This window comes from Streptomyces sp. NPDC013187 (genome assembly GCF_042899705.1).
Lineage (GTDB): Bacteria > Actinomycetota > Actinomycetes > Streptomycetales > Streptomycetaceae > Streptomyces > Streptomyces hawaiiensis_A.
Map to the genome: position 1 here is coordinate 343,481 of NZ_JBIBAF010000003.1, position 21,155 is coordinate 364,635.

At 71.6% G+C, this 21,155-nt stretch carries 17 protein-coding genes; 8 read left to right on the top strand and 9 right to left on the bottom strand.

Annotated elements, in window-relative coordinates; translation table 11 throughout:
* Positions 1-39 precede the first annotated feature (39 nt).
* From ACFY5B_RS07455 to ACFY5B_RS07465, 3 genes are all read left to right on the top strand, one after another.
* Positions 40-1,059, top strand: coding sequence for a hypothetical protein (locus ACFY5B_RS07455; protein WP_389965843.1), 1,020 nt, complete (start codon positions 40-42; stop codon positions 1,057-1,059).
* Positions 1,060-1,183: 124 nt separating this feature from the next.
* Positions 1,184-1,879 (top strand): hyaluronoglucosaminidase, encoded by a 696-nt coding sequence (locus ACFY5B_RS07460; protein ID WP_389965846.1) that lies wholly within the window; start codon positions 1,184-1,186, stop codon positions 1,877-1,879.
* 10 nt (positions 1,880-1,889) lie between these two features.
* Positions 1,890-2,036 carry a hypothetical protein gene (locus ACFY5B_RS07465; protein WP_389965849.1) on the top strand — a complete coding sequence of 49 codons (147 nt, stop codon included), beginning with the start codon at positions 1,890-1,892 and terminating at the stop codon, positions 2,034-2,036.
* Between the two features lie 56 nt (positions 2,037-2,092).
* Here the strand turns inward: ACFY5B_RS07465 and ACFY5B_RS07470 are convergent, their stop codons facing one another.
* The 4 genes from ACFY5B_RS07470 to ACFY5B_RS07485 form a co-directional block, all read right to left on the bottom strand.
* Positions 2,093-4,222 carry a 3-hydroxyacyl-CoA dehydrogenase NAD-binding domain-containing protein gene (locus ACFY5B_RS07470; RefSeq protein ID WP_389965852.1) on the bottom strand — a complete coding sequence of 710 codons (2,130 nt, stop codon included), beginning with the start codon at positions 4,220-4,222 and terminating at the stop codon, positions 2,093-2,095.
* Positions 4,219-5,436 (bottom strand): acetyl-CoA C-acyltransferase, encoded by a 1,218-nt coding sequence (locus ACFY5B_RS07475; RefSeq protein WP_366050475.1) that lies wholly within the window; start codon positions 5,434-5,436, stop codon positions 4,219-4,221. The genes ACFY5B_RS07470 and ACFY5B_RS07475 overlap by 4 nt, the downstream gene beginning before the upstream one ends.
* A 234-nt stretch (positions 5,437-5,670) precedes the next feature.
* A complete protein-coding gene (locus ACFY5B_RS07480) occupies positions 5,671-6,705 on the bottom strand; it encodes a LacI family DNA-binding transcriptional regulator (RefSeq protein WP_389965854.1) in 1,035 nt (344 codons plus the stop codon).
* On the bottom strand, positions 6,702-9,071 hold the full coding sequence (locus tag ACFY5B_RS07485) for a glycoside hydrolase family 2 protein (RefSeq protein WP_389965857.1): 2,370 nt from the start codon (positions 9,069-9,071) through the stop codon (positions 6,702-6,704). The genes ACFY5B_RS07480 and ACFY5B_RS07485 overlap by 4 nt, the downstream gene beginning before the upstream one ends.
* 163 nt (positions 9,072-9,234) lie before the next feature.
* Here ACFY5B_RS07485 and ACFY5B_RS07490 point away from each other — a divergent pair, with 163 nt between their 5' ends.
* Genes ACFY5B_RS07490 through ACFY5B_RS07500 form a run of 3 tightly spaced genes read left to right on the top strand, consistent with a single transcriptional unit; the run spans position 9,235 to position 12,325 of the window.
* A complete protein-coding gene (locus tag ACFY5B_RS07490) occupies positions 9,235-10,548 on the top strand; it encodes an ABC transporter substrate-binding protein (RefSeq protein WP_389965860.1) in 1,314 nt (437 codons plus the stop codon).
* Entirely contained in the window at positions 10,548-11,498 is a 951-nt protein-coding gene (locus ACFY5B_RS07495) for a carbohydrate ABC transporter permease (RefSeq protein WP_389965863.1), read from the top strand. The genes ACFY5B_RS07490 and ACFY5B_RS07495 overlap by 1 nt, the downstream gene beginning before the upstream one ends.
* Complete coding sequence (locus tag ACFY5B_RS07500; RefSeq protein ID WP_389965866.1) at positions 11,495-12,325, top strand: carbohydrate ABC transporter permease; 831 nt, start codon at positions 11,495-11,497, stop codon at positions 12,323-12,325. Before ACFY5B_RS07495 ends, ACFY5B_RS07500 begins: the two co-directional genes overlap by 4 nt.
* Before the next feature lie 81 nt (positions 12,326-12,406).
* On the opposite strand, the gene ACFY5B_RS07505 is transcribed toward ACFY5B_RS07500, so the two are convergent.
* The 3 genes from ACFY5B_RS07505 to ACFY5B_RS07515 form a co-directional block, all read right to left on the bottom strand.
* Positions 12,407-13,696 carry a ribonuclease D gene (locus tag ACFY5B_RS07505; protein WP_389965869.1) on the bottom strand — a complete coding sequence of 430 codons (1,290 nt, stop codon included), beginning with the start codon at positions 13,694-13,696 and terminating at the stop codon, positions 12,407-12,409.
* A gap of 187 nt (positions 13,697-13,883) precedes the next feature.
* Positions 13,884-14,546, bottom strand: coding sequence for a response regulator transcription factor (locus tag ACFY5B_RS07510; protein WP_003993737.1), 663 nt, complete (start codon positions 14,544-14,546; stop codon positions 13,884-13,886).
* A 343-nt stretch (positions 14,547-14,889) separates the two neighbouring features.
* Positions 14,890-15,564 (bottom strand): DUF3000 domain-containing protein, encoded by a 675-nt coding sequence (locus tag ACFY5B_RS07515; protein ID WP_389965871.1) that lies wholly within the window; start codon positions 15,562-15,564, stop codon positions 14,890-14,892.
* A gap of 101 nt (positions 15,565-15,665) precedes the next feature.
* On the opposite strand from ACFY5B_RS07515, the gene hemE reads away from it, so the two are divergent.
* Positions 15,666-16,733: a uroporphyrinogen decarboxylase gene (hemE, locus tag ACFY5B_RS07520; RefSeq protein WP_389965874.1), complete on the top strand. Its 1,068-nt coding sequence runs from the start codon at positions 15,666-15,668 to the stop codon at positions 16,731-16,733.
* A 28-nt stretch (positions 16,734-16,761) separates the two neighbouring features.
* Here the strand turns inward: hemE and ACFY5B_RS07525 are convergent, their stop codons facing one another.
* Together ACFY5B_RS07525 and ACFY5B_RS07530 are read right to left on the bottom strand one after the other, a co-directional pair.
* Positions 16,762-17,736 (bottom strand): Lrp/AsnC family transcriptional regulator, encoded by a 975-nt coding sequence (locus tag ACFY5B_RS07525; protein WP_389965877.1) that lies wholly within the window; start codon positions 17,734-17,736, stop codon positions 16,762-16,764.
* A gap of 127 nt (positions 17,737-17,863) precedes the next feature.
* Positions 17,864-20,317: an MFS transporter gene (locus ACFY5B_RS07530; protein ID WP_389965880.1), complete on the bottom strand. Its 2,454-nt coding sequence runs from the start codon at positions 20,315-20,317 to the stop codon at positions 17,864-17,866.
* A gap of 249 nt (positions 20,318-20,566) precedes the next feature.
* Between ACFY5B_RS07530 and ACFY5B_RS07535 the strand changes: the two genes are divergently transcribed.
* Complete coding sequence (locus tag ACFY5B_RS07535) at positions 20,567-20,899, top strand: hypothetical protein (protein ID WP_107453467.1); 333 nt, start codon at positions 20,567-20,569, stop codon at positions 20,897-20,899.
* Positions 20,900-21,155 lie beyond the last annotated feature (256 nt).

Here is a 21,155-nt window from a genome sequence, read left to right on the forward strand (position 1 = left end):
GCCGCGCGCCGAGCCGTCGGGCCCGCATAAAGTGAACTGGTGAACGGCGACTGGCTCATCCGCGGCCGTGACGGCCGCCTCACCGTGTATCTGCCCTCCGGCGACGCCGTCCTGTGCCGTGCCGAGCGCGGCCCCGGAGGCCCCTGGGAGGACGACCCGCGAACCGTCGGCGGTGCCCAGAAGCTGCACCCGGAGGCGGCGGTCGGGCAGGGCGCCGACGGCTACGCACATCTGGCGGCCTGGCGGCCCACCGCTCCGGGGGAGTCAGGGCTCGTGCACTCCACGCATTTCCGCCCCCACCTCGCGCCCCTGGACTGGACTCCCATCGGCCACCCGGACAAGAAGGGCGATCGTACGGGCCCGCCCGCCGTGACCGTGGACGGGGCGGGGCGCGGTTATGTCTTCGTCCGTAACGGGAGCGGCGGAGTCAGCCTGCGCAACCAGAAGGTGAAGGGCGGCTGGGGAGGCTGGCTGGACCTCGAAGGGCATGACGTCGAGGGGGAGTTGGCAGCCGTCACCGGCGAGTCGGGGCTGGTCGAGCTGTACGCCTCCGTACCCGGCGGGATTCTGCGCTGGCGGCAGGAGTCGGACGGCAAGAAGCCGGTGCGGGCCGAGGGCGTCGAGGCTCCCGTGCGTCCGGGCACCCTGCGCGCGCTCGCCACGTCCGCCGAGCACATCACCCTCTTCTTCACCGACGGCTCCGGTGATCTGTGCGCCTGGCGTCCCGGTGAGAAGCCGGTGGCCCTGGTGGCCGCCGCCGGCCCGGGGCCCGTCTCCGCGGTCCGGTGTGTCATAGAGGGGTACGACTGCACCGTGCTCGCCCAGCGGTCGGCGAGTGGCCGGGTCGCCTTCGCCGCGTATCCGACCGAGCAGGAGTCGGCCGGTGCCTGGTGGACCGAGTCCGGTCCCCGGCTGCCTGCCGACGCCGTCGTGCCGGTGGCGCTCGACGAGCACGAGGAGGTCGTCGCGGCCTCCCTGTCGCCCTCGACGGGGACCGTGCTGCTCACCTGTCGCAAGGACGAGCCGGGGCTGGCGCTCACCGCGTGGCAGGAGCTCTGAGGGGAGCCCGCGCGGGTCACACTCGGCCTTTGTGTGATCTTCACCGAATGACCACCTTAGGATGGCCCGGCTCGGCCTCCCGTGCATCGACCTCGCACGGTACCTGCAGACAAGGGGAGTTCAGATGGCAGTGGGACGAAGACTGTTCCTCGGCGCCTTCACCGCGGGCGCGGTGACCGTCGCCGCTGGATCGGAGGCGGTGGCCGACGACGGCTACACCCAGTACGCCGCCCCGGCCGCGTTCTACGGCGCGTCGCCGACCGAGTACGCCGTGAAGATCAACTACGCGGCCACGTCCGGCGACAAGGCGGCGTTGAACGTGACGTCGGTCAACCCGGAGTCGTCCGCGATGTACCTCAGCGGCGCCGAGCGGGCCCAGCGCGGCACACTGAAGATCACCCACAACGGGTACGCCGACGGGTCGGACCACGGCGCCTCGGGGATCTCCATCAACCTCGCGACGAAGGGGACGGCCGCCCAGGGCATCTTCGTCACCGCGACCGACGCCCCGACCAAGGGCGCGCTGATCGTGCTGCGCAACAACCCCGGCCTGGAAGACTTCGTCGTCAAGGGCAGCGGACGCACCGGCATAGGCATCAACATCGGGGCCACGCCCGGCGGTCAGCTCCATGTGGTCCAGCGGTCCGAGGCTCCCGCCCTGCTCGTCGAGGGCACGACGCGGCTCGACGGCGCGGCGCGCCTCGACGACGTCCCCGCCGAACCGGCCAAGGAACAGGGCGGCGGCTCCCTCTTCTCCCGCGGCGGCGCCCTGTACTGGAAGGGTGGCAACGGCAAGGTCACCCTCCTGGCCCAGGCCTAGGGCGGGCGAGATGGAACTGACACCCGAGCAGCTCGTCGCGGAGTTCCAGGATGCCGTGCTGGAGCTGTACTTCGCCCGTAAGCGCATCGCCGTCCTGGAGACGGAGAACGCCGAGCTGAGGACACGGCTCGAAGCCGCCGAACAGCCCGGCGCATGAGAAGAGGGCCTCCGCGTACCGCGGAGGCCCTCTTCTCACTCATCCCACCGGAAGAGTCACGCGGGGACGCTCGCGACGCCCTGCGCCAGGAACTTCTTGCCGTTCACGCGCTCGGAGACACCCTCGCGGTCCAGGTACGGCGTGATGCCGCCCAGGTGGAAGGGCCAGCCGGCGCCCGTGATCAGGCAGAGGTCGATGTCCTGCGCCTCGGCGACGACGCCCTCGTCGAGCATGATGCCGATCTCCTGCGCCACCGCGTCGAGCACGCGGTCGCGGACCTGCTCCTCCGTCAGGACGGTGTCGCCCTGCTTCAGCAGCGCGGCGACCTCGGGGTCGAGCTCCGGCTTGCCGGAGTCGTAGACGTAGAAGCCGCGCTTGCCCGCCTTGACGACGGCCGCGAGGTTCGGGGAGACCGTGAAGCGGTCCGGGAAGGCCCGGTTGAGGGTCTCCGAGACGTGCAGGCCGATCGCGGGGCCGACCAGCTCCAGCAGGACGAGCGGCGACATCGGCAGACCGAGCGGCTCGACGCCCTTCTCGGCGACCTCGACGGGGGTGCCCTCGTCGATGATGTTCTGGATCTCGCCCATGAAGCGGGTCAGGATGCGGTTCACGACGAACGCCGGGGCGTCCTTGGTGAGGACCGCGGTCTTCTTCAGCTTCTTGGCGACGGCGAAGGCCGTGGCCAGGGAGGCGTCGTCGGTCTTCTCGCCGCGGACGATCTCCAGCAGCGGGAGGACCGCGACCGGGTTGAAGAAGTGGAAGCCCACGACCCGCTCGGGGTTCTTGAGCTTCGACGCCATCTCGGAGACCGACAGCGAGGAGGTGTTGGTGGCGAAGATCGCGTGCGCCGGGGCGACCGCCTCGACCTCGGCGAACACCTGCTGCTTGACGCCGATCTCCTCGAACACGGCCTCGATGACGAAGTCCGCGTCCGCGAAGCCCTCGGCCTTGTCCAGCACACCGGACACCAGCGCCTTGAGGCGGTTGGCCTTGTCCTGGTTGATGCGGCCCTTGCCGAGCAGCTTGTCGATCTCGGCGTGGACGTAGCCCACACCCTTGTCGACGCGCTCCTGGTCGATGTCCGTGAGGACGACCGGGACCTCCAGGCGGCGCAGGAAGAGCAGCGCGAGCTGGGAGGCCATCAGACCGGCGCCGACGACGCCGACCTTGGTGACCGGGCGGGCCAGGTTCTTGTCCGGGGCGCCGGCGGGGCGCTTGCCGCGCTTCTGCACCAGGTTGAAGGCGTAGATGCCGGAGCGCAGTTCGCCGCCCATGATGAGGTCGGCGAGGGCCTTGTCCTCGGCGTCGTAGCCCTGCTGGAGGTCGCCGTTCTTGGCGGCGGCGATGATGTCCAGGGCGCGGTAGGCGGCCGGGGCCGCGCCGTGCACCTTGGAGTCCGCGATGAAGCGGCCCTTGGCGACGGCCTGGTCCCAGGCCTCGCCGCGGTCGATGACCGGGCGCTCGATCTCCAGCTCGCCCTTGAGGACGGCGGCGGTCCAGATCAGCGACTGCTCCAGGAAGTCCGCGCCCTCGAAGATCGCGTCGGCGATCCCGAGCTCGTAGACCTGCTTGCCCTTGAGCTGCTTGTTCTGGTTGAGGCTGTTCTCGATGATCACCGAGACGGCCTTCTCGGGGCCGATCAGGTTCGGCAGCAGCGTGCAGCCGCCCCAGCCCGGGACGAGGCCCAGGAAGACCTCGGGCAGGGAGAACGCCGGGAGGGCCGCGGAGACCGTGCGGTAGGTGCAGTGCAGACCGACCTCGACACCGCCGCCCATCGCGGCGCCGTTGTAGTACGCGAAGGTCGGCACGGCCAGCTCGGACAGCCGCTTGAAGACCTCGTGGCCGCCCTTGCCGATGGCGAGCGCGTGCTCGTACTCCTTGAGGATCTCCACGCCCTTGAGGTCGGCGCCTACCGCGAAGATGAACGGCTTGCCGGTGATGCCGACGCCGACGATCTCGCCGTCCGCCGCCTCCTTCTCGACCTGGTCGATGGCGGCGTTCAGGTTCGCCAGCGAGGCCGGGCCGAAGGTGGTCGGCTTGGTGTGGTCGTGGCCGTTGTCCAGGGTGATCAGGGCGAAGCGCCCGGCACCCAGGGGGAGGTCGAAGTGGCGTACGTGCGCACTCGTGACGACCTCGTCCGGGAACAGCTCGGAAGCCTGCTTGAGAAGCTCGGCGGTGGTGCTCACTTGTCCCCCTCGAAGTGCGGGTTCTCCCAGATGACCGTCGCGCCCATGCCGAAGCCGACGCACATGGTGGTCAGGCCGTAGCGGACGTGCGGCTGCTCCTCGAACTGGCGGGCCAGCTGCGTCATCAGACGGACGCCGGAGGAGGCCAGCGGGTGGCCGAACGCGATGGCGCCGCCGTACTGGTTGACGCGCTCGTCGTCGTCGGCGATGCCGTAGTGGTCCAGGAAGGCCAGGACCTGGACGGCGAAGGCCTCGTTGATCTCGAACAGGCCGATGTCGGAGATCGACAGGCCCGCCTGGGCCAGCGCCTTCTCCGTCGCCGGGATCGGGCCGTAGCCCATGACCTCCGGCTCCACGCCCGCGAAGGAGTAGGAGACCAGGCGCATCTTCACGGGGAGGTCGTGCTCCCGCGCGAAGTCCTCGGAGGCGATGAGCGAGGCGGTGGCGCCGTCGTTCAGACCGGCCGCGTTGCCCGCGGTGACCCGGCCGTGGACGCGGAACGGGGTCTTCAGGCCCTGGAGGTTCTCCAGGGTCGTGCCCGGGCGCATCGGCTCGTCGGCGGTGACCAGGCCCCAGCCCGTCTCACCGGCCTCGGGGGAGGTGCGGCGGACCGAGACCGGCACCAGGTCGGCCTGGATCTTGCCGTTGGCGTACGCCTTGGCGGCCTTCTCCTGGGAGCGCACGGCGTACTCGTCGGCGCGCAGCTTGGTGATCTGCGGGTAACGGTCGTGCAGGTTCTCCGCGGTCATGCCCATGAACAGGGCCGACTCGTCGACCAGCTTCTCGGAGACGAACCGCGGGTTCGGGTCCACGCCCTCGCCCATGGGGTGACGGCCCATGTGCTCGACACCGCCCGCGATGGCGATGTCGTAGGCGCCGAAGGCGACGGAACCGGCGACCGAGGTGACGGCGGTCAGAGCGCCGGCGCACATGCGGTCGATGGAGTAGCCAGGAACGGACTGCGGGAGACCCGCGAGGATCCCGGCGGTGCGGCCGATGGTCAGGCCCTGGTCACCGATCTGCGTGGTCGCGGCGATGGCGACCTCGTCGATCTTCTTCGGGTCGAGTCCGGGGTTGCGGCGCAGCAGCTCCCGGATCGCCTTCACGACGAGGTCGTCGGCACGGGTCTCGTGGTAGATGCCCTTCGGGCCCGCCTTGCCGAACGGGGTGCGGACGCCGTCGACGAAGACGACGTCCCTGACGGTACGAGGCACGATGGCTCTCCTCCAGGGTCAGGATCTGCATTGCTGCTGCGATGCGCTGAGCGCGCGCTCAGGCCCATGCTACTTATGGGTAACGTAGCTGCACAGTCCTGGCAGGCGGAGCGGCGAAGGTCACATCTGATCCCCGGGTGGTGCGGTGCCCTCGGGGGCGCGGGGCCGTATCGATGTGCGGCTCCGCCGCGCGGGCGCGACCAGCCACAACGCACCCGCGCCCCCGTACGGCGCTCACCGAGGCGGCGCAGTGGACCCCCGAGGCGTCAGCACGGGCGTGGGCACAGGATGGGACCCACCCTCGCCCCCGGTGATCACCGAGAACAATGTCCTGGCCACCTCCGCCCCGAACCCGTGCACGTCATGGCTCATGGCCGACAGCGTCGGATGCGTCAGCCGGCACAGCTGCGAGTCGTCCCACGCCAGCAGCGACACGTCCTCCGGCACCCGCAGTCCCATCTCCGCCGCCACCGACAGCCCAGCCACCGCCATGATGTCGTTGTCGTACACGATCGCGGTCGGCCGGTCGGCCTGCGCCGAGGTCAGCAGCGAGCGCGTCGCCCGCGCCCCCGCGTCCCCCGAGAAATCCGTCGCGACCTGCCAGGCCCCGGCCAGCGCCAGCGCCCCCGCCGCCTCGTCGAACGCCGCCGTCCGGATGGCCGTGTGCCCGAGGTCCGCCGCCCCGCCCACCCGGGCGATCCGCCGGTGTCCCAGCGCGGCCAGGTACCGCACCGCCTCCGTCACGGCCGTGGCGTCGTCCGTCCAGACCGAGGTGAGCCCCCCGGTCAGCGAGGGGTGCCCGACGGCGACCACCGGCATCCCGAGCCGCTGTGCCATGGCGACCCGCGGATCGTCCGCCCGGAAGTCGACGAGGATCGACCCGCCGATCTGCCGCCCCCGCCACCACGTCTCCTGGACGCCCACCTCCTCGTCCATGTTCCGTACGAGCCTCAGCAGCAGCGAGCTTGAGTGCTCGGCCAGCACGCTCTGCACGCCCGAGACGAACTCCATGTACCAGGGTTCGAGGCCGAGCACCCGCGCCGGCCGGCACACGGCAAGACCGACCACGTCCACCCGCGATCCGGCCAGCGTCCGCGCGGTGAGGCTCGGCGACCAGCCCAGCTCCCGGGCCGCGAGGAAGATCCGGTCCCGGGTGGCCTCCGACAGCCCCGGCTTGTGGTTGAACGCGAGGGACACCGCCCCCTTGGACACACCGGCGCGCGCGGCGACGTCCTTGATGGTGACGCGAGGGGTCGGTGTTGCCGTCATCGGGTGGGCTCCACGCAGTACAGGGCCGAACGGGCGGTCTCCGCGTCCGGAGTCTTCCAGCCGCGCACCCCGATGGTCACCTCTTCGCCCGGCAGCAGGGTGACCAGCCCCCGGTCGGCCCGCGCCCCCGGCTCCAGCCGGTCGGCCTGGAGCAGCAGGTCCCGGACCAGGGTGCGGGCGGTCACGGTGATGCCCCCCGGGGCGAGCGCGACATCGAACCCGGGCCGCGGGTAGGAGACCTCACGGTCCGGCAGCGGGAAGTGCACCGCCCGCAGCCCGTCCACGTCGGCGACCAGGAACTCCTCCGGCCCGACGGGCGTCAGCTCGCGCGGCACCTCGACCCGGGCCACGGCCCGTGCTCCGGCCGTGAACTTCACACCCGTCTGCCCCAGAGTCCCGCCCGCGACCGACATCCGGCGCAGGGTGAGCGCCCCCGTCCATTCCCCGGCCGTCTGGTTCACGGCGGCCAGCTCCAACCCGCCGTCCCCCGCCAGGATCGCCGGCAACCGGTCCGCGTACAGCCGCCTCAGCTCGTGGTACAGCGGCTTCTCGCGGCCGTCCCCGTCGATCGCCGCCCAAGACGTCACCGGCCAGCAGTCGTTGAGCTGCCAGACGATCGTGCCCGCGCACACCGGCCAGTGGGCACGCCAGTGCTCGATCCCGGCCGCGATCGCCCGCGCCTGGTTGAGCTGCATGAGGTAGTGCCAGCGGTGGAAGTCCCCGTCCGGCACGGCGAAATGCCGTGCGAGCCCCCGCTCCAGCTTGCCGTTGCCGTCGTCCGCCTTCTGGTGGTGCAGCATGCCGGGGGAGTCCGGCGTGAGCTCCTCCCCGGGCAGCGCACGGCGCAGCGTGGCGTACGCGGGCGGCGCCTGCCAGCCGAACTCGGCGACGAAGCGCGGCACGCTCAGCCGGTAGTCCGCGTAGTCCTCCCGGTTCCACACCTCCCACGAGTGGTGGGTGCCGTGCGCCGGGTCGTTCGGGTGGTGGTCCCACGACCCCGACCAGGGGCTGCCCGCCGTGTAGGGGCGGGTCGGGTCCAGCTCGGCCACCACGCGCGGCAGCAGGCCCAGGTAGTACCCCTCGCCCCAGGAGTCCCCGGCCAGCCGCGGCTCCCACTCCCAGTCCCGGAAGCCCCACAGGTTCTCGTTGTTGCCGTTCCACAGCACGAGCGACGGATGCGGCATCAGCCGTACGACGTTCTCCCGGGCCTCGGCCTCCACCTCGCCGCGCAGCGGCTGCTCCTCCGGGTAGGCCGCGCAGGCGAACGGGAAGTCCTGCCAGACCAGCAGCCCGAGCTCGTCGCAGGCGTCGTAGAAGTCCTCGCTCTCGTAGATGCCGCCGCCCCAGATCCGTACGAGGTCCACGCCCGCGCCGGCCGCCTGCTCAAGGCGCTCCCGGTAGCGCTCGCGGGTGATCCGGGACGGGAAGGCGTCGTCGGGGATCCAGTTGACGCCCCGCGCGAAGAGCCGCTCGCCGTTGACGACGAGGGTGAAGCCGGTGCCGTGCGCGTCGGGCCGCCGGTCCAGCTCCACCGTCCTGAAGCCGACCCGCCGCCGCCACACGTCCAGGACGTCCTCGCCGTGCAGCAGCTTCAACTCGACGTCGTAGAGCGGCTGTTCGCCGTACCCGCGCGGCCACCACAGCCGCGCGTCCGGCACCCGCAGCCGTACGACCCCGCCGGACCCCTCGATCTCGGCCCGCGCACGCACCCCCGCGACGGTCGCCTCCACGGCGAGCGGTGCCTCGACCCGGGTCCGCTCGACGTCGACGGCCAGCTCGACGACGCCCGTGCCGTCCTCGACGGTGACCAGCGGGCGGACCCGCGCGATCCGGGCCGTCGACCAGTGCTCCAGGCGCACCGGCCGCCAGATCCCGGCCGTCACCAGGGTCGGCCCCCAGTCCCAGCCGAAGGAGCAGGCCATCTTGCGCAGGTACTGGTAGGGCTCGGCGTAGGCGGCGGGCCGCTCACCCACCCGGCCCCGCACGGCCTCGGCCTCGGCGTAGGCGGAGACGAACCGCACGGACAGCCGCCCGGACAGGCCCGTCACGTCGAACCGGTACGAGCGGTGCATGTTCCGCACCTTCCCCAGCAGCCGCCCGTCCAGGGAGACCTCCGCGACGGTGTCGAGCCCGTCGAAGACCAGGTCGGTCTGCTCCTGCCCCCCTGGGTCGCCGATCTCCCGCTCGTACGTCCAGTCCCGGCGCCCCACCCACGCCACCTCGGTCTCGTTCCGGCCGAGGAACGGGTCCGGAATCACCCCGGCGGCCATCAGGTCGGTGTGCACGCACCCCGGCACGGTGGCCGGCAGCCTGTCCGAGTCGTGCCGCAGGATCCATCCGTCGCCGAGCGGTGTGGCCTCCAGCATGCGCACTCCCTTAACCGGTTCAGTGAAGAGTCGTGTGTCGGTATCGCATCGTTGGCGGGATTGGGACTTTACCGGTTGAGTACACGCTGTCAGAGTTCCGAACCAGCCATACCGCACGTGCTCGTCCGTCCCGAGTTCCCCTCCGCGAACGGAGCTGATGCACATGAACCGCCGTACCCTCCTCGCCCTCACCGCGGGCGCCGCCCTGCTGGCCTCCGGCTGTACCGGCACCGGGGGCTCCGCGAAGGGCGCCGACGCCGAGGCGCCCGACGATCCCGCCAAGGTCAGCGGAACCATCACCGTCCTCACCCACCGCACCGACCTCGTGCAGGACGGGACGATGAAGAAGTACGCCGCCGAGTTCAACAGGACGTACCCCGAGGTGAAGGTCGAGTTCGACGGCATCACCGACTACGAGGGCGAAGTGAAGATCCGTATGAACACGGAGAACTACGGGGACGTCCTCATGATCCCGGCGGTGATCGAGAAGAAGGACTACCCCAAGTTCTTCGCCTCGCTGGGCGGCCAGGCGGAGCGGAGCAAGAAGTACCGCTTCACCGACTACACGGCCGTCGGCGGCAAGGTCTACGGCCAGAGTCCGCTCGGCGCGCTGCCGGGCTTCGTCTACAACAAGAAGGTGTGGAGAGAGGCCGGGGTCACCGACTGGCCCACGACACCGGCCGAGTTCCTGGCCGGCCTCAAGGCGATCAAGTCGAAGACCGACGCGGTCCCCTACTACACCAACTTCAAGGACGGCTGGCCGCTCAGCCAGTGGACGGGCGTCAGGGGCTCGGTCAGCTGCGACGAGCAGGCCACCACCAGGTGGGCCGAGGGCAACCCCTGGGCCGAGGGCGGCGAACTGCGGGTGGCGGACAGCCTGCTGTACGACATCGTGCACGAGGGGCTCGTCGAGAAGGACCCGACGACCACCAACTGGGAGGCGTCCAAGCCCAAGCTGGCCAAGGGCGAGATCGCCACCATGTGGCTCGGCTCCTGGGCGGTCATCCAGATGCAGGGCGCGGCGAAGCAGGCGGGCACCGACCCGGACGACATCGGGTTCATGCCCTTCCCCGCCCAGAAGGACGGCACGTTCTGCGCGGTGACGTCGCCCGACTACAACCAGGCCGTCAACATCCACTCCTCGCACAAGAGCGCCGCCCGCGCCTGGATCGACTGGTTCACCGACAAGTCGGGCTACGCCGAGGACAACCTGGCGCTGTCCCCGCTCAAGGACGCCCCCCTGCCCGACGTCCTGAAGCCGTACGAGGAGGCGGGCGTCAAGCTCCTCGACCTCGACGACAGCAAGGGCGCCGAGCTGAAGACCATCGAGAACCAGTCCGAGGTGGGCATCAACAAGCCCGACTACCGCAAGGAACTCGTCGACATGGCCCGTGGCGCCCGGAAGGGCGACCCGGACGACTTCCTGGACGGCCTCGGCGAGAAGTGGACCGAGACGCAGAAGTCGCTGGGGTCCTGATGACGGGCACCACCGAGACGGCGGCCGTCGAGGCCGCCGCGAAGGCGGCCGCCGCCCCGGCTCCGGCCCCCGCCCCGCGCCCGGCACGCCTGTGGCGCGGGGCCACCCCCTGGCTCTTCCTGCTCGCCCCGCTCACACTCCTGGTCGTCTTCACCTATGCGCCGATCGCCAACATGGTCGCGTACAGCTTCACCGACTGGGACGGAGTGAGCCCCGAACTGAACTTCACGGGGGCAGAGAACTACACCGAACTCTTCACCCGCCCCGAGCTGTTCGAGGTCTTCTGGGTCAGCGGTTACTACCTGGCGGCCTCCGTCGTCCAGATCGTCGCCGCGCTCTACTTCGCCACGATCCTCAGCTTCGACGTCCGCTTCCGGAACTTCTTCAAGGGTGTGCTGTTCTTCCCGTACCTGATCAACGGGGTGGCGATCGGGTTCGTCTTCCTCTACTTCTTCCAGGACGGCGGCACTCTCGACTCGGTGCTGAGCCTGTTCGGCGTGGAGAGCGACCGGGCCTGGCTGGGCACCCCGGAGTCGGCGAACACCTCCCTGGCCGGCGTCTCCGTCTGGCGCTACCTGGGCCTGAACTTCGTGCTGTTCCTCGGCGCGATCCAGTCGATCCCCGGCGAGCTGTACGAGGCGGCCGAACTGGACGGCGCGAACCGCTGGCACCAGTTCCGGTACATCATCGCGCCGGGCATCAAACCGGTGCTGTCCCTCACCGTGATCCTCTCGATCTCGGGTTCCCTGTCGGTCTTCGAGATCCCGTACATCATGACCGGCGGCGCGACCGGCACCGAGACGTTCGTGATCCAGACCGTGAAGCTGGCCTTCCAGTTCAACAAGACGGGCCTCGCCTCGGCGGCCGCGCTCGTGCTGCTGCTGATCGTCCTGGCGGTGACCTGGGTGCAGCGGCGCCTCGCCCCCGACGACAAGGTGGACCTCGTATGACCCGCCGCGCGGTGACCCGCGTCCTCGTGTACCTGTCGCTGATCGCCGCGACCGCGGTGGTCCTGCTCCCGCTCGCCGCGGTGTTCCTGACCTCCCTCAAGTCCGAGCGGGAGATGGCCGACGGCAGCGGAGCGCTCGCGCTGCCCGAAGACCCGTTCAACCTCCACAACTACGTGACGGCGTTCCAGGACGGCCGGATGCTCTCGGCCTTCGGCAATACGGCGATCATCCTGGTCGTCGCCATCGGCGGCACGGTCCTCATCGGCTCGATGACGGCCTACGCCATCGACCGCTTCCGGTTCCGCTTTCGCAAGGCGGTCCTGGCCCTGTTCCTGGTCGCCGCGCTGGTCCCCGGCGTGACCACCCAGGTGGCCACCTTCCAGATCGTCAACAGCTTCGGCCTGTTCGACAGTCTGTGGGCGCCGATCGCCCTGTACATGGGCACGGACATCGTCTCGATCTACATCTTCCTGCAGTTCGTCCGGTCCATCCCCACGTCCCTGGACGAGGCGGCCCGCCTGGACGGCGCGAACGCCTTCACGATCTACCGCAAGATCATCTTCCCGCTGCTGAAGCCGGCGACCGCGACGGTGGTGATCGTCAAAGGCATCACGACCTACAACGATTTCTACATCCCGTTCCTCTACATGCCCTCGGAAGATCTTGGCGTGATCTCGACGTCGCTGTTCCGCTTCAAGGGCCCGTTCGGAGCCCACTGGGAGACCATCGCGGCAGGAGCGATCCTCGTGATCCTCCCGACCCTGATCGTCTTCCTGTGCCTCCAGCGCTACATCTACAACGGTTTCACTCGAGGTGCCACGAAGTAGACGCCCCTCGGGGGCGCGGGGAACTGCGCGGCAAGCCCAAGGCCACCCGCAGCCGCCACACGACGCGAAGCCCTACGGCGGCTAGGCCTCCTCGGCGGACAGCGCCTTCACGAGAACCGGGGTCACTTGCTCCACCTGCCAAGGCCGCGCACCATGCCCGGCCAGCGCCGCCGCGACGGACTCCGCGTCCACCACCGCCGGCGGCTCCCAGCACACCCGCCGCACCGTGTCCGGCGTGATCAGGTTCTCCTGCGGCATGCCCAGATGCTCGGCCAGCGCCGACACCCCCGCCCGGGCCGCGGACAACCGCGCCGCGGCCGCGGGGTCCTTGTCGGCCCAGGCGCGCGGCGGCGGCGGGCCCGTCACCGGCTGCCCCGGCTGGGGCAGCTGCGCCTCGCTCAGCGCCTTCGCCCGGTCCACGGCCGCCTGCCACTGCTCCAGCTGTCGCTTGCCGACGCGGTGGCCGAAACCGTTCAACGCGGCCAGCGCGTGCACATTGGCCGGAACCGCCAGCGCGGCCTCGACGATGGCCGCGTCCCCGAGCACCTTGCCCGGCGACACGTCCCGCCGCTGCGCGATCCGGTCCCGGGTCTGCCACAGCTCCCGTACGACGGCCAGCTGCCGCCGCCGGCGCACCTTGTGCATGCCGGACGTACGCCGCCACGGGTCCTTGCGGGGCTCCGGCGGGGGAGCCGAGGCGATCGCGTCGAACTCCTGGTGGGCCCACTCCAGCTTGCCCTGCCGGTCCAGCTCCTTCTCCAGCGCGTCGCGCAGGTCGACGAGCAGCTCGACGTCCAGCGCCGCGTAGCGCAGCCAGGGCTCGGGCAGGGGGCGGGTCGACCAGTCGACGGCGGAGTGTCCCTTCTCCAGGACGAAGCCCAGCACGCTCTCGACCATCGCGCCGAGGCCGACCCGGGGGAACCCGGCGAGCCGCCCGGCCAGCTCCGTGTCGAACAGCCGCGTCGGCACCATGCCTATCTCGCGCAGGCACGGCAGGTCCTGGGTGGCGGCGTGCAGCACCCACTCGACGCCGGACAGGGCGTCACCGAGGGCGGACAGGTCGGGGCAGGCCACGGGGTCGATCAGTGCCGTTCCGGCGCCTTCGCGGCGCAGCTGCACCAGATAGGCGCGCTGCCCGTAGCGGTAGCCGGACGCGCGCTCGGCGTCGACGGCGACGGGCCCGGATCCCGCCTCGAAGGAGGCGATCACCCGGGCCAGGGCGGCCTCGTCCGCGATGACGGGCGGAATGCCCTCACGCGGTTCCAGCAATGGGGTCGGCGCCTCCGTAGCAGAAGATCCGCCGTCGTCCGGAGGAGCGCCTCCGGTGGTTCGCAGTGAGCTGTCTGCTGCGGTGTCGTGGGCGTCGGTCACCTGTCAAGGGTATCCATGTATGGACAGCGCCCGCCGACGGAACGTTCCGTCGGCGGGCGCTCGAGGGTCGCAAACCAGTCATGTCGGGGAAGCGGCGGGTTCACGAACCGTGAGTGACGTGCGCGGGGGCGGCGGCGGGTCCCGCGTCACGTGAGGGGACGATCACGAGGGGTCGCGGCGGAGCGGGTCAGTGGATGATCCCGGTCCGCAGTGCGACCGCGACCATGCCGGCACGGTCGCCCGTGCCGAGCTTGCGGGCGATGCGGGCGAGGTGGCTCTTGACGGTCAGGGCGGACAGGCCCATGGAGACGCCGATCGCCTTGTTCGACTGACCCTCCGCGACCAGCCGCAGTACCTCGACCTCGCGGCCGGACAGTTCGCGGTAGCCGCCCGGGTGGCTCGGGGCACCCGGGGGGCGGCGGTGCAGTCGCGCGGCGGCGGCGCCGATGGGGGCGGCGCCCGGCCGGGTGGGGAGCCCGACGTTGGTGCGGGTGCCGGTGACGACGTAACCCTTCACTCCGCCGGCGAGTGCGTTGCGCACGGCGCCGATGTCGTCGGCGGCGGAGAGGGCGAGCCCGTTGGGCCAGCCCGCGGCGCGGGTCTCCGACAGCAGTGTGAGGCCGGAGCCATCCGGCAGGTGGACGTCTGCGACACAGATGTCGCGGGGGTTGCCGATGCGGGGACGAGCCTCCGCGATGGACGAGGCCTCGATGACGTCGCGCACACCGAGCGCCCACAGGTGGCGGGTGACGGTGGAGCGGACGCGCGGGTCGGCCACGACCACCATGGCGGTCGGCTTGTTCGGGCGGTAGGCGACCAGGCTTGCGGGCTGCTCGAGGAGAACGGACACCAGGCCTCCTGGGGTGCGGGAAGGGGCCGGCTCGTGGGGGTGAAGCCGGGACGAACCGTGCTTTCAAGGTCACAGTCGTCTTCGGCACCGAACCCGTCCGCCTTTAGAGAATGATCACGAATCGGTGATAACAATCCGTGCAATTCGGACACGCGGTCGATCATTCGAAGGTCGAACGGTTTCGGTCTGCGTCGATACGCGGTCGAAAGTGGCCGTATCGACAAAGTGATTCGGCCAAGAGGGGTACTCAGGTGTGATCGTCGACCGGACATGGTTGACCGCCCCGCACAAGGTCGATCAGTGCGGGGCGGTCAGGGGGGCGATCGGGGAGGTCAGGGGTCGGTCAGCGGGACTGCGGGCCTCGCCGCTGGGGCAGCGTCACCACCGACGCGTCTCCGGGAACGGCCGGGGGCAGCCCCGCGATCTGGGCGAGCAGATCGCACCACGCCGCCAGGTGCGCGGCCGTGTCCGGGACCCCGCCCAGGCCCTCACGCGGCGTCCACGACGCACGGATCTCGATCTGCGAGGCGGCCGGGCGCGCGGACAGCCCGCCGAAGTAGTGGGAACTCGCGCGCGTGACGGTGCCGCTCGGCTCCCCGTAGGTCAGCCCGCGCGCCTGGAGCGCGCCGGTCAGCCAGGACCAGCACACCTCCGGCAGCAGCGGGTCCGCCGCCATCTCCGGCTCCAGCTCCGCACGCACCAGCGTCACCAGCCGGAACGTGCCCCGCCAGGCGTCGTGCCCGGCCGGGTCGTGCAGCAGCACCAGCCGGCCGTCGGCCAGGTCCTGGTCACCGTCGACGACCGCGGCCTCCAGCGCGTGGCTGTGAGGCGCGAGCCGCCTCGGCGGGGGCGTCGGCTCGATCTCGATCTGGGGCCGCAGCCGCGCCGCCTTGAGCGCGTCGACGGCGGCCCGGAAGGGCAGCGGGACGGAGTCCGCCTCCCGCCGGTCGTTCTCGGTGTCCTTCGCTTCGTCCATTCCGCCGGCGCCGTCCGACGGTCGTCCCTGAGCCGCAGCCATGCGGGAAGATTACGGGGACCGGAGCCCGGGTGCCGGGCTAGACACCCCGCGCCTCTCCAGGGGCTGAATCACGCCGTTCGGCGGCGTGCGAAACTTGGCCCGTGAGTGCCAACGACGCCCCTCGGGCCCAGCAGCCGTCCGCCGCATACGACTCCGCCTTCCTCAAGGCCTGCCGGCGCGAGCCCGTGCCGCACACACCGGTGTGGTTCATGCGGCAGGCCGGGCGCTCACTGCCGGAGTACCGCAAGGTGCGCGAGGGCATCCCGATGCTCGAGTCCTGCATGCGGCCCGACCTGGTCACCGAGATCACCCTTCAGCCGGTGCGCCGGCACGGCGTGGACGCGGCGATCTACTTCAGCGACATCGTCGTCCCGCTCAAGGCCATCGGCATCGACCTCGACATCAAGCCCGGCGTCGGCCCGGTCGTCGAGCGCCCGATCCGCACCCGGGAGGACCTGGCGCAGCTGCGCGACCTCACCCCCGAGGACGTCTCCTACGTCACCGAGGCCATCGGCCTGCTCACCCGCGAGCTCGGCGCCACGCCCCTCATCGGCTTCGCCGGCGCCCCCTTCACCCTCGCCAGCTACCTCGTCGAGGGCGGCCCGTCCCGCACGTACGAGAACGCCAAGGCGATGATGTACGGCGACCCCGAACTGTGGGCCGACCTGCTCGACCGCCTCGCGGACATCACCGCCGCGTTCCTGAAGGTGCAGATCGAGGCGGGCGCCTCGGCGGTGCAGCTGTTCGACTCCTGGGCCGGTGCGCTGGCCCCCGTCGACTACCGCCGCTCGGTGCTGCCCGCGTCGGCGAAGGTCTTCGATGCCGTGGCCGGCTACGGCGTCCCGCGCATCCACTTCGGGGTCGGCACCGGCGAGCTGCTCCCGCTCATGAGCGAGGCCGGCGCGGACGTCGTCGGCGTCGACTGGCGCGTCCCGATGGACGAGGCCGCCCGCCGCATCGGCCCCGGCAAGGCGCTCCAGGGCAACCTCGACCCGACCGTGCTCTTCGCCCCGACGGAGGCCGTCGAGGCCAAGACCCGCGAGGTCCTGGAGTCGGCGAAGGACCTGGAGGGCCACGTCTTCAACCTCGGCCACGGCGTCATGCCGTCCACCGACCCGGACGCGCTGACCCGGCTGGTGGAGTACGTCCACACGCGGACGGCCCGCTGACGAGGGTCCTCGGCGCCCTCACCCTCCCTCAGCGGCCGGGCTCGTAAGCGAGCTGCTTGACCTGGCGCAGCGTGAGGGTGGTCTCGGCGGAGCGGACCCCGTCCAGGGCTCCGATGGTGTCGCTGAGGTAGGTGTAGAGGTCGCCGGTGCTGGGGTGCAGGGTGGCGGCGACGATGTTGGCCCGGCCGGTGGTGGCCGCCGCGAAACTCACCTCGACGTGCGAGGCGAGAGCACGGCCGACCTCGGCGAGGGCGGCCGGGGCGACGGTAAGCCACAGCATGGCGACGACGTCGTTGCCGAAGTGTTCGTTGTCGACCTGCACGGTCAGGTAGAGGACCCCTGTGGAGCGCAGCCGGTCCAGGCGCCGCCGCACCGCCGATTCCGACAGGCCGGTGCTCGCCTGGAGCTCGGTGAGCGGGGCCCGTCCGTCCCGGGCGAGGACGGCGAGCAGCGCCTCGTCGGCATCGTCCAGCACGACGCCGTCCCTGCCCGGGCCGATGGGGGGCGGGCTCAGGGCGGCCCGTTCGGCGGGGGAGAGGGCGTTGATCTTGCTGAGCCACCCGAGCGGGCCCCCGTAGAAGCGGTGCAGCAGGCAGTGGGCGCTGACCGAGGTGACGCGCGGGCTGCGCTGCAGGCGGTGGAGGAGCAGTTCGTCCCTCGCCTGCCGCGTGCGGGGCTTCATGGCGCACAGCACCTCGGTGCCGCCGGAGATCACGCTGATGTGGGCGGTGTCCGGACGCCGGGCGAGTGCGCTCGCCAGCTGTTCGGCGGTGTCCGGGGTACAGCCCAGGCGCAGCAGCCAGGTGTTGCCGCCGAGCCGGCTTTCGTCGGTGATGCCGAGCACCCGCAGCTGGAGGGTGCTGCGCAGCCGCCGGAAGCGGCGTGCGACGGTCTGGTCGGACACTCCCAGGACGTCCGCGATCCGGTTGAACGGCGCCCGGCCGTCGAGCTGCAGCGCCTGCAACAGCTTCCGGTCGAGTGGATCGAGTGCCTGGGACTGCACCGGGTTCCTCCTGCTCGTGCGGCTGGGGCGCCCGCTCCCGCGACCGTGCGCCGCACCGGATCCGGCTGCCCCGGGCCCCAGTATCACCGGATCCGGTGCGAGGCCGGGCGGCGGCCGGCCACCGCTCTCAGCTGCCCGGGTGGCCCAGTTCCAGCGGGACGTCCGCCGGAGCCCGGCCGTCCACGGTGACCTTCTCGGCCACCGGCGGGTACCCGGCGGCGATCACCGAGTAGCTGCCCGTGTCCAGGCCGGTGAAGGCGAAGCAGCCGTCGGGGCCGGTGGTCGTGCTGCCGACGACGTTTCCGGCCGCGTCCACCAAGGTGACCCGCGCGTCGGTCAGGCTCCTGAGGTGGGCACCCGCCCGGACGACGCCCCGCAGCCGGGCGCCCGGCCGCAGCGGCACCCGCAACGCGGTGGCCGCGTGACCGGACGCCCGGACGGGCAGTGCCTCCGGCCGGAACCCGGAGGCGTTCACCGTGAGGGTGACGTCGTCCGCCGGCAGCTCACCGAAGCCGAAACGCCCTGCCGCGTCGGTCGTGGCGCCGGCCAGTACGTCGCCGTGTGCGTCGGTGACCGTGACCAGGGCGCCCTCCACGGCGGTTCCGTCATCGGCCGTCACCACGGCGCCGCCGATCCTGCTGCCTCCGGTCAGCACCAGGTCGTGGACCACAGGCCGCTCGCCCAGTACGACCGTGGTGGCCCGGGGCCGGTGGCCGTCCGCGGCGGCGATCAATACGCACGTCCCTGCCGCGGGGGCGGTCAGCTCGTAGCGGCCGGCGCCGTGGGCCACGACCCGGCCGATCTGCGTCCCGGCCGGTGAGACGAGGGTGAGCGTGGCGCCCGTCAGCCCGTTGCCGGCGCTGTCACAGACCCGGCCGGAGAGGACGGGCCCGTGCGGGGACCCGGCCGCGGCCTCGCCGACGGCGGGGCGCGGCCCGTCCGGCCGGGGGAGCGGGGCCGGGGCGGCACCGTGCCCGCCGGGCGCACCCACGAGAACCGGTTCCGGCTCGCGTTCGCGCTGCGGCTCCGCCTTCCCGGCGGCCGCCTGGGCCGCGGCCCGCGGGGTGCGCAGCAGCAGCATCCCGACGACCGCGGCGAGCAGCGCGAGCGCAGCGGCCACGACGAGGCACAGGTAGAGGCCGTCGAGGAAGGCGTCGGACAGGGCACCCAGGGCCCTGCCGGTCTCGGCTCCCAGGTCCATCCGGGCCACCACGCCCAGCCCGTCGGCGTCCACGGCTGCGGTGATCCGCTGCGCCGTCGCGCCGTCCACGCCGGCGTCCGCGAGGTGACCGGGCAGCGTGTCCGTGGTCCTGGTGGTCAGCAGCACGCCCAGCACGGCCGGGCCGAGGGCCCCGCCGACCTGCCGGAAGGCGTTGTTGCCCGCTGCCGCCATGCCCGCCAGGTGATGCGGCACGGAGGCGACCGCGGTGGCGGTCATGGGCGTGACGACCAGGCCCAGACCGAGACCGAGCAGGGCCAGCCGCCAGGCCAGCGCGCCGAACGGCGTCCCGGCGTCGAGCGCGGTCAGGGACAGCAGGGCCCCGGTCATGACGAGCAGACCGCAGGGGATGAGGACGCGGACCGGGACGTGGCGCATCAACGGCCCTGCCACGATCCCGACGAGCAGGCACACTGCCGTCACGGCCAGCAGCCGGTACCCCGCGTCGAGCGTGTCGAGCCGCTGCACCATGCCGAAGTAGAGGCTGAGGACGAAGAAGAAGCCGATCAGGCCCAGGAACGTGATCATCGCGATCAGCGTGGTGGCGCTGAACGCCGGGCTGCGGAAGAGCGTCAGGTCCAGCATGGGGCCGGCGCTGCGCCGCTCGGCCAGGACGAACGCGAGGGCGCCGACGGCGGCCAGCACGAGGGCGACGACGACCCTGGGCTCGGTGAAGGAGCCGGCGCCGCCTTCGATCACGCCGTAGACGAGCGCGGTGATCGCCACGGCTGCGGTGATCTGGCCGGGCCAGTCCAGCCGGCGCGAACCCGGCGCCCAGGAGTCGGTCACCAGGGGCGCCGCCACCGCCAGGGTGAGGACGGCCACCGGGATGGCCGGCAGGTAGATCCACCGCCAGGCGGCGTGCTCGAGGATCACGCCCGCCAGCAAGGGGCCGACGGCCAGGGCCGCCATCAGGGAAGCGGCCCACAGGCCGACGAACTTGGCCCGCTCGTGCGGGTCGGGCACCGCGTGGCTGATCAGCGCCAGCGTGGTGGGCAGCAGCGCGGCCGCCCCCAGCCCGGCCAGTGCCTGCCCCGCCCACAGCACCTGGACCGACTGCGCGCACAGCGCCACGATCGCCCCGGCTGCGGCGAACACCAGGCCCGCCTGGAAGACCTTCTTGCGGCCGTGCACGTCTCCGAAGACACCGGCGGTCAGGATGAGGGCCGCCATGGGCAGGACGAACGCGTCGGATATCCACGACAGTTGTGAGGTCGAGGCGTGCAGGGCCCGCTGGATGGCGGGGAGGCTCACCGAGACGCTGGTGACCGGCAGATAGGCGACGAACACCCCGACGCAGGCCATGACCAGCGTGGCTTTCGGACTCCGCCGTGGTCCGGTCGCCGTTGTTCCGACGTTCACGAGTTACTCCGTTCCGGTGCGGCGGGGTCGCCGGCACGGTGTCACTTTTCAGCCAGTCCACGCCGTGGGCCAGCCACCGCCCGCGGAGCCCCGGGAATCGACATCGAGGAGGAGGATCCGAAGGATTTCCGACACTGCGCGCGGTCGCAGGGGGCGCCGGTGAACGCAGTCGTCCAGGCGTGCGTATGTCTCGGCAACCGCCCGCGGCGCGGGGAAGGCGGGTCGCGGGGCCGACGTGAGGAACAGGCGATGAACGACCGAGTTACTCCCGCGATGCACGCACTGCCCGACGGCGAGGCGGAGCTGACGCTGGTGGTGCGGCTGCCCTGGGAGGACGTGGCACGCCTCGGCCAGGAGGCGGGGCGGCTGGCCACCCAGATGCGGCGGCCCGTGACGCTGGAGGAGGCGGTGAGTCACCGGCTGCGGTCCACCCGGGTGGCCTCGCACGCGAAGCCGGCGGGGGAGCAGCCGCCGGCGGTGACGGCTGCGTCGGCTTCCGTGTCCTCGTTGCCGTCCCGGCCGCCGGCGGAGCAGGCGCGGCAGGCGATCGACCGGATCACCGGTACGGCCGGGACTGCGTAGCCCGTTCGCCCTGGGGTGCGGGGGTGCGGGGGTGCGGGGGTGCGTTGCCGGGTGCGGGTTCGCTGTGGCTTGTCGCGCAGTTCCCCGCGCCCCTGAGGGCACGGACCCGCCGCGCCTCACAGGGAACCGCGCCCCTGAGGGCACGGGCCCGCCGCGCCTTACAGGGAACCGCGCCCCTGAGGGCACGGGCCCGCCGCGCCTTACAGGGAACCGCGCCCCTGAGGGCACGGGCCCGCCGCGCCTTACAGGGAACCGC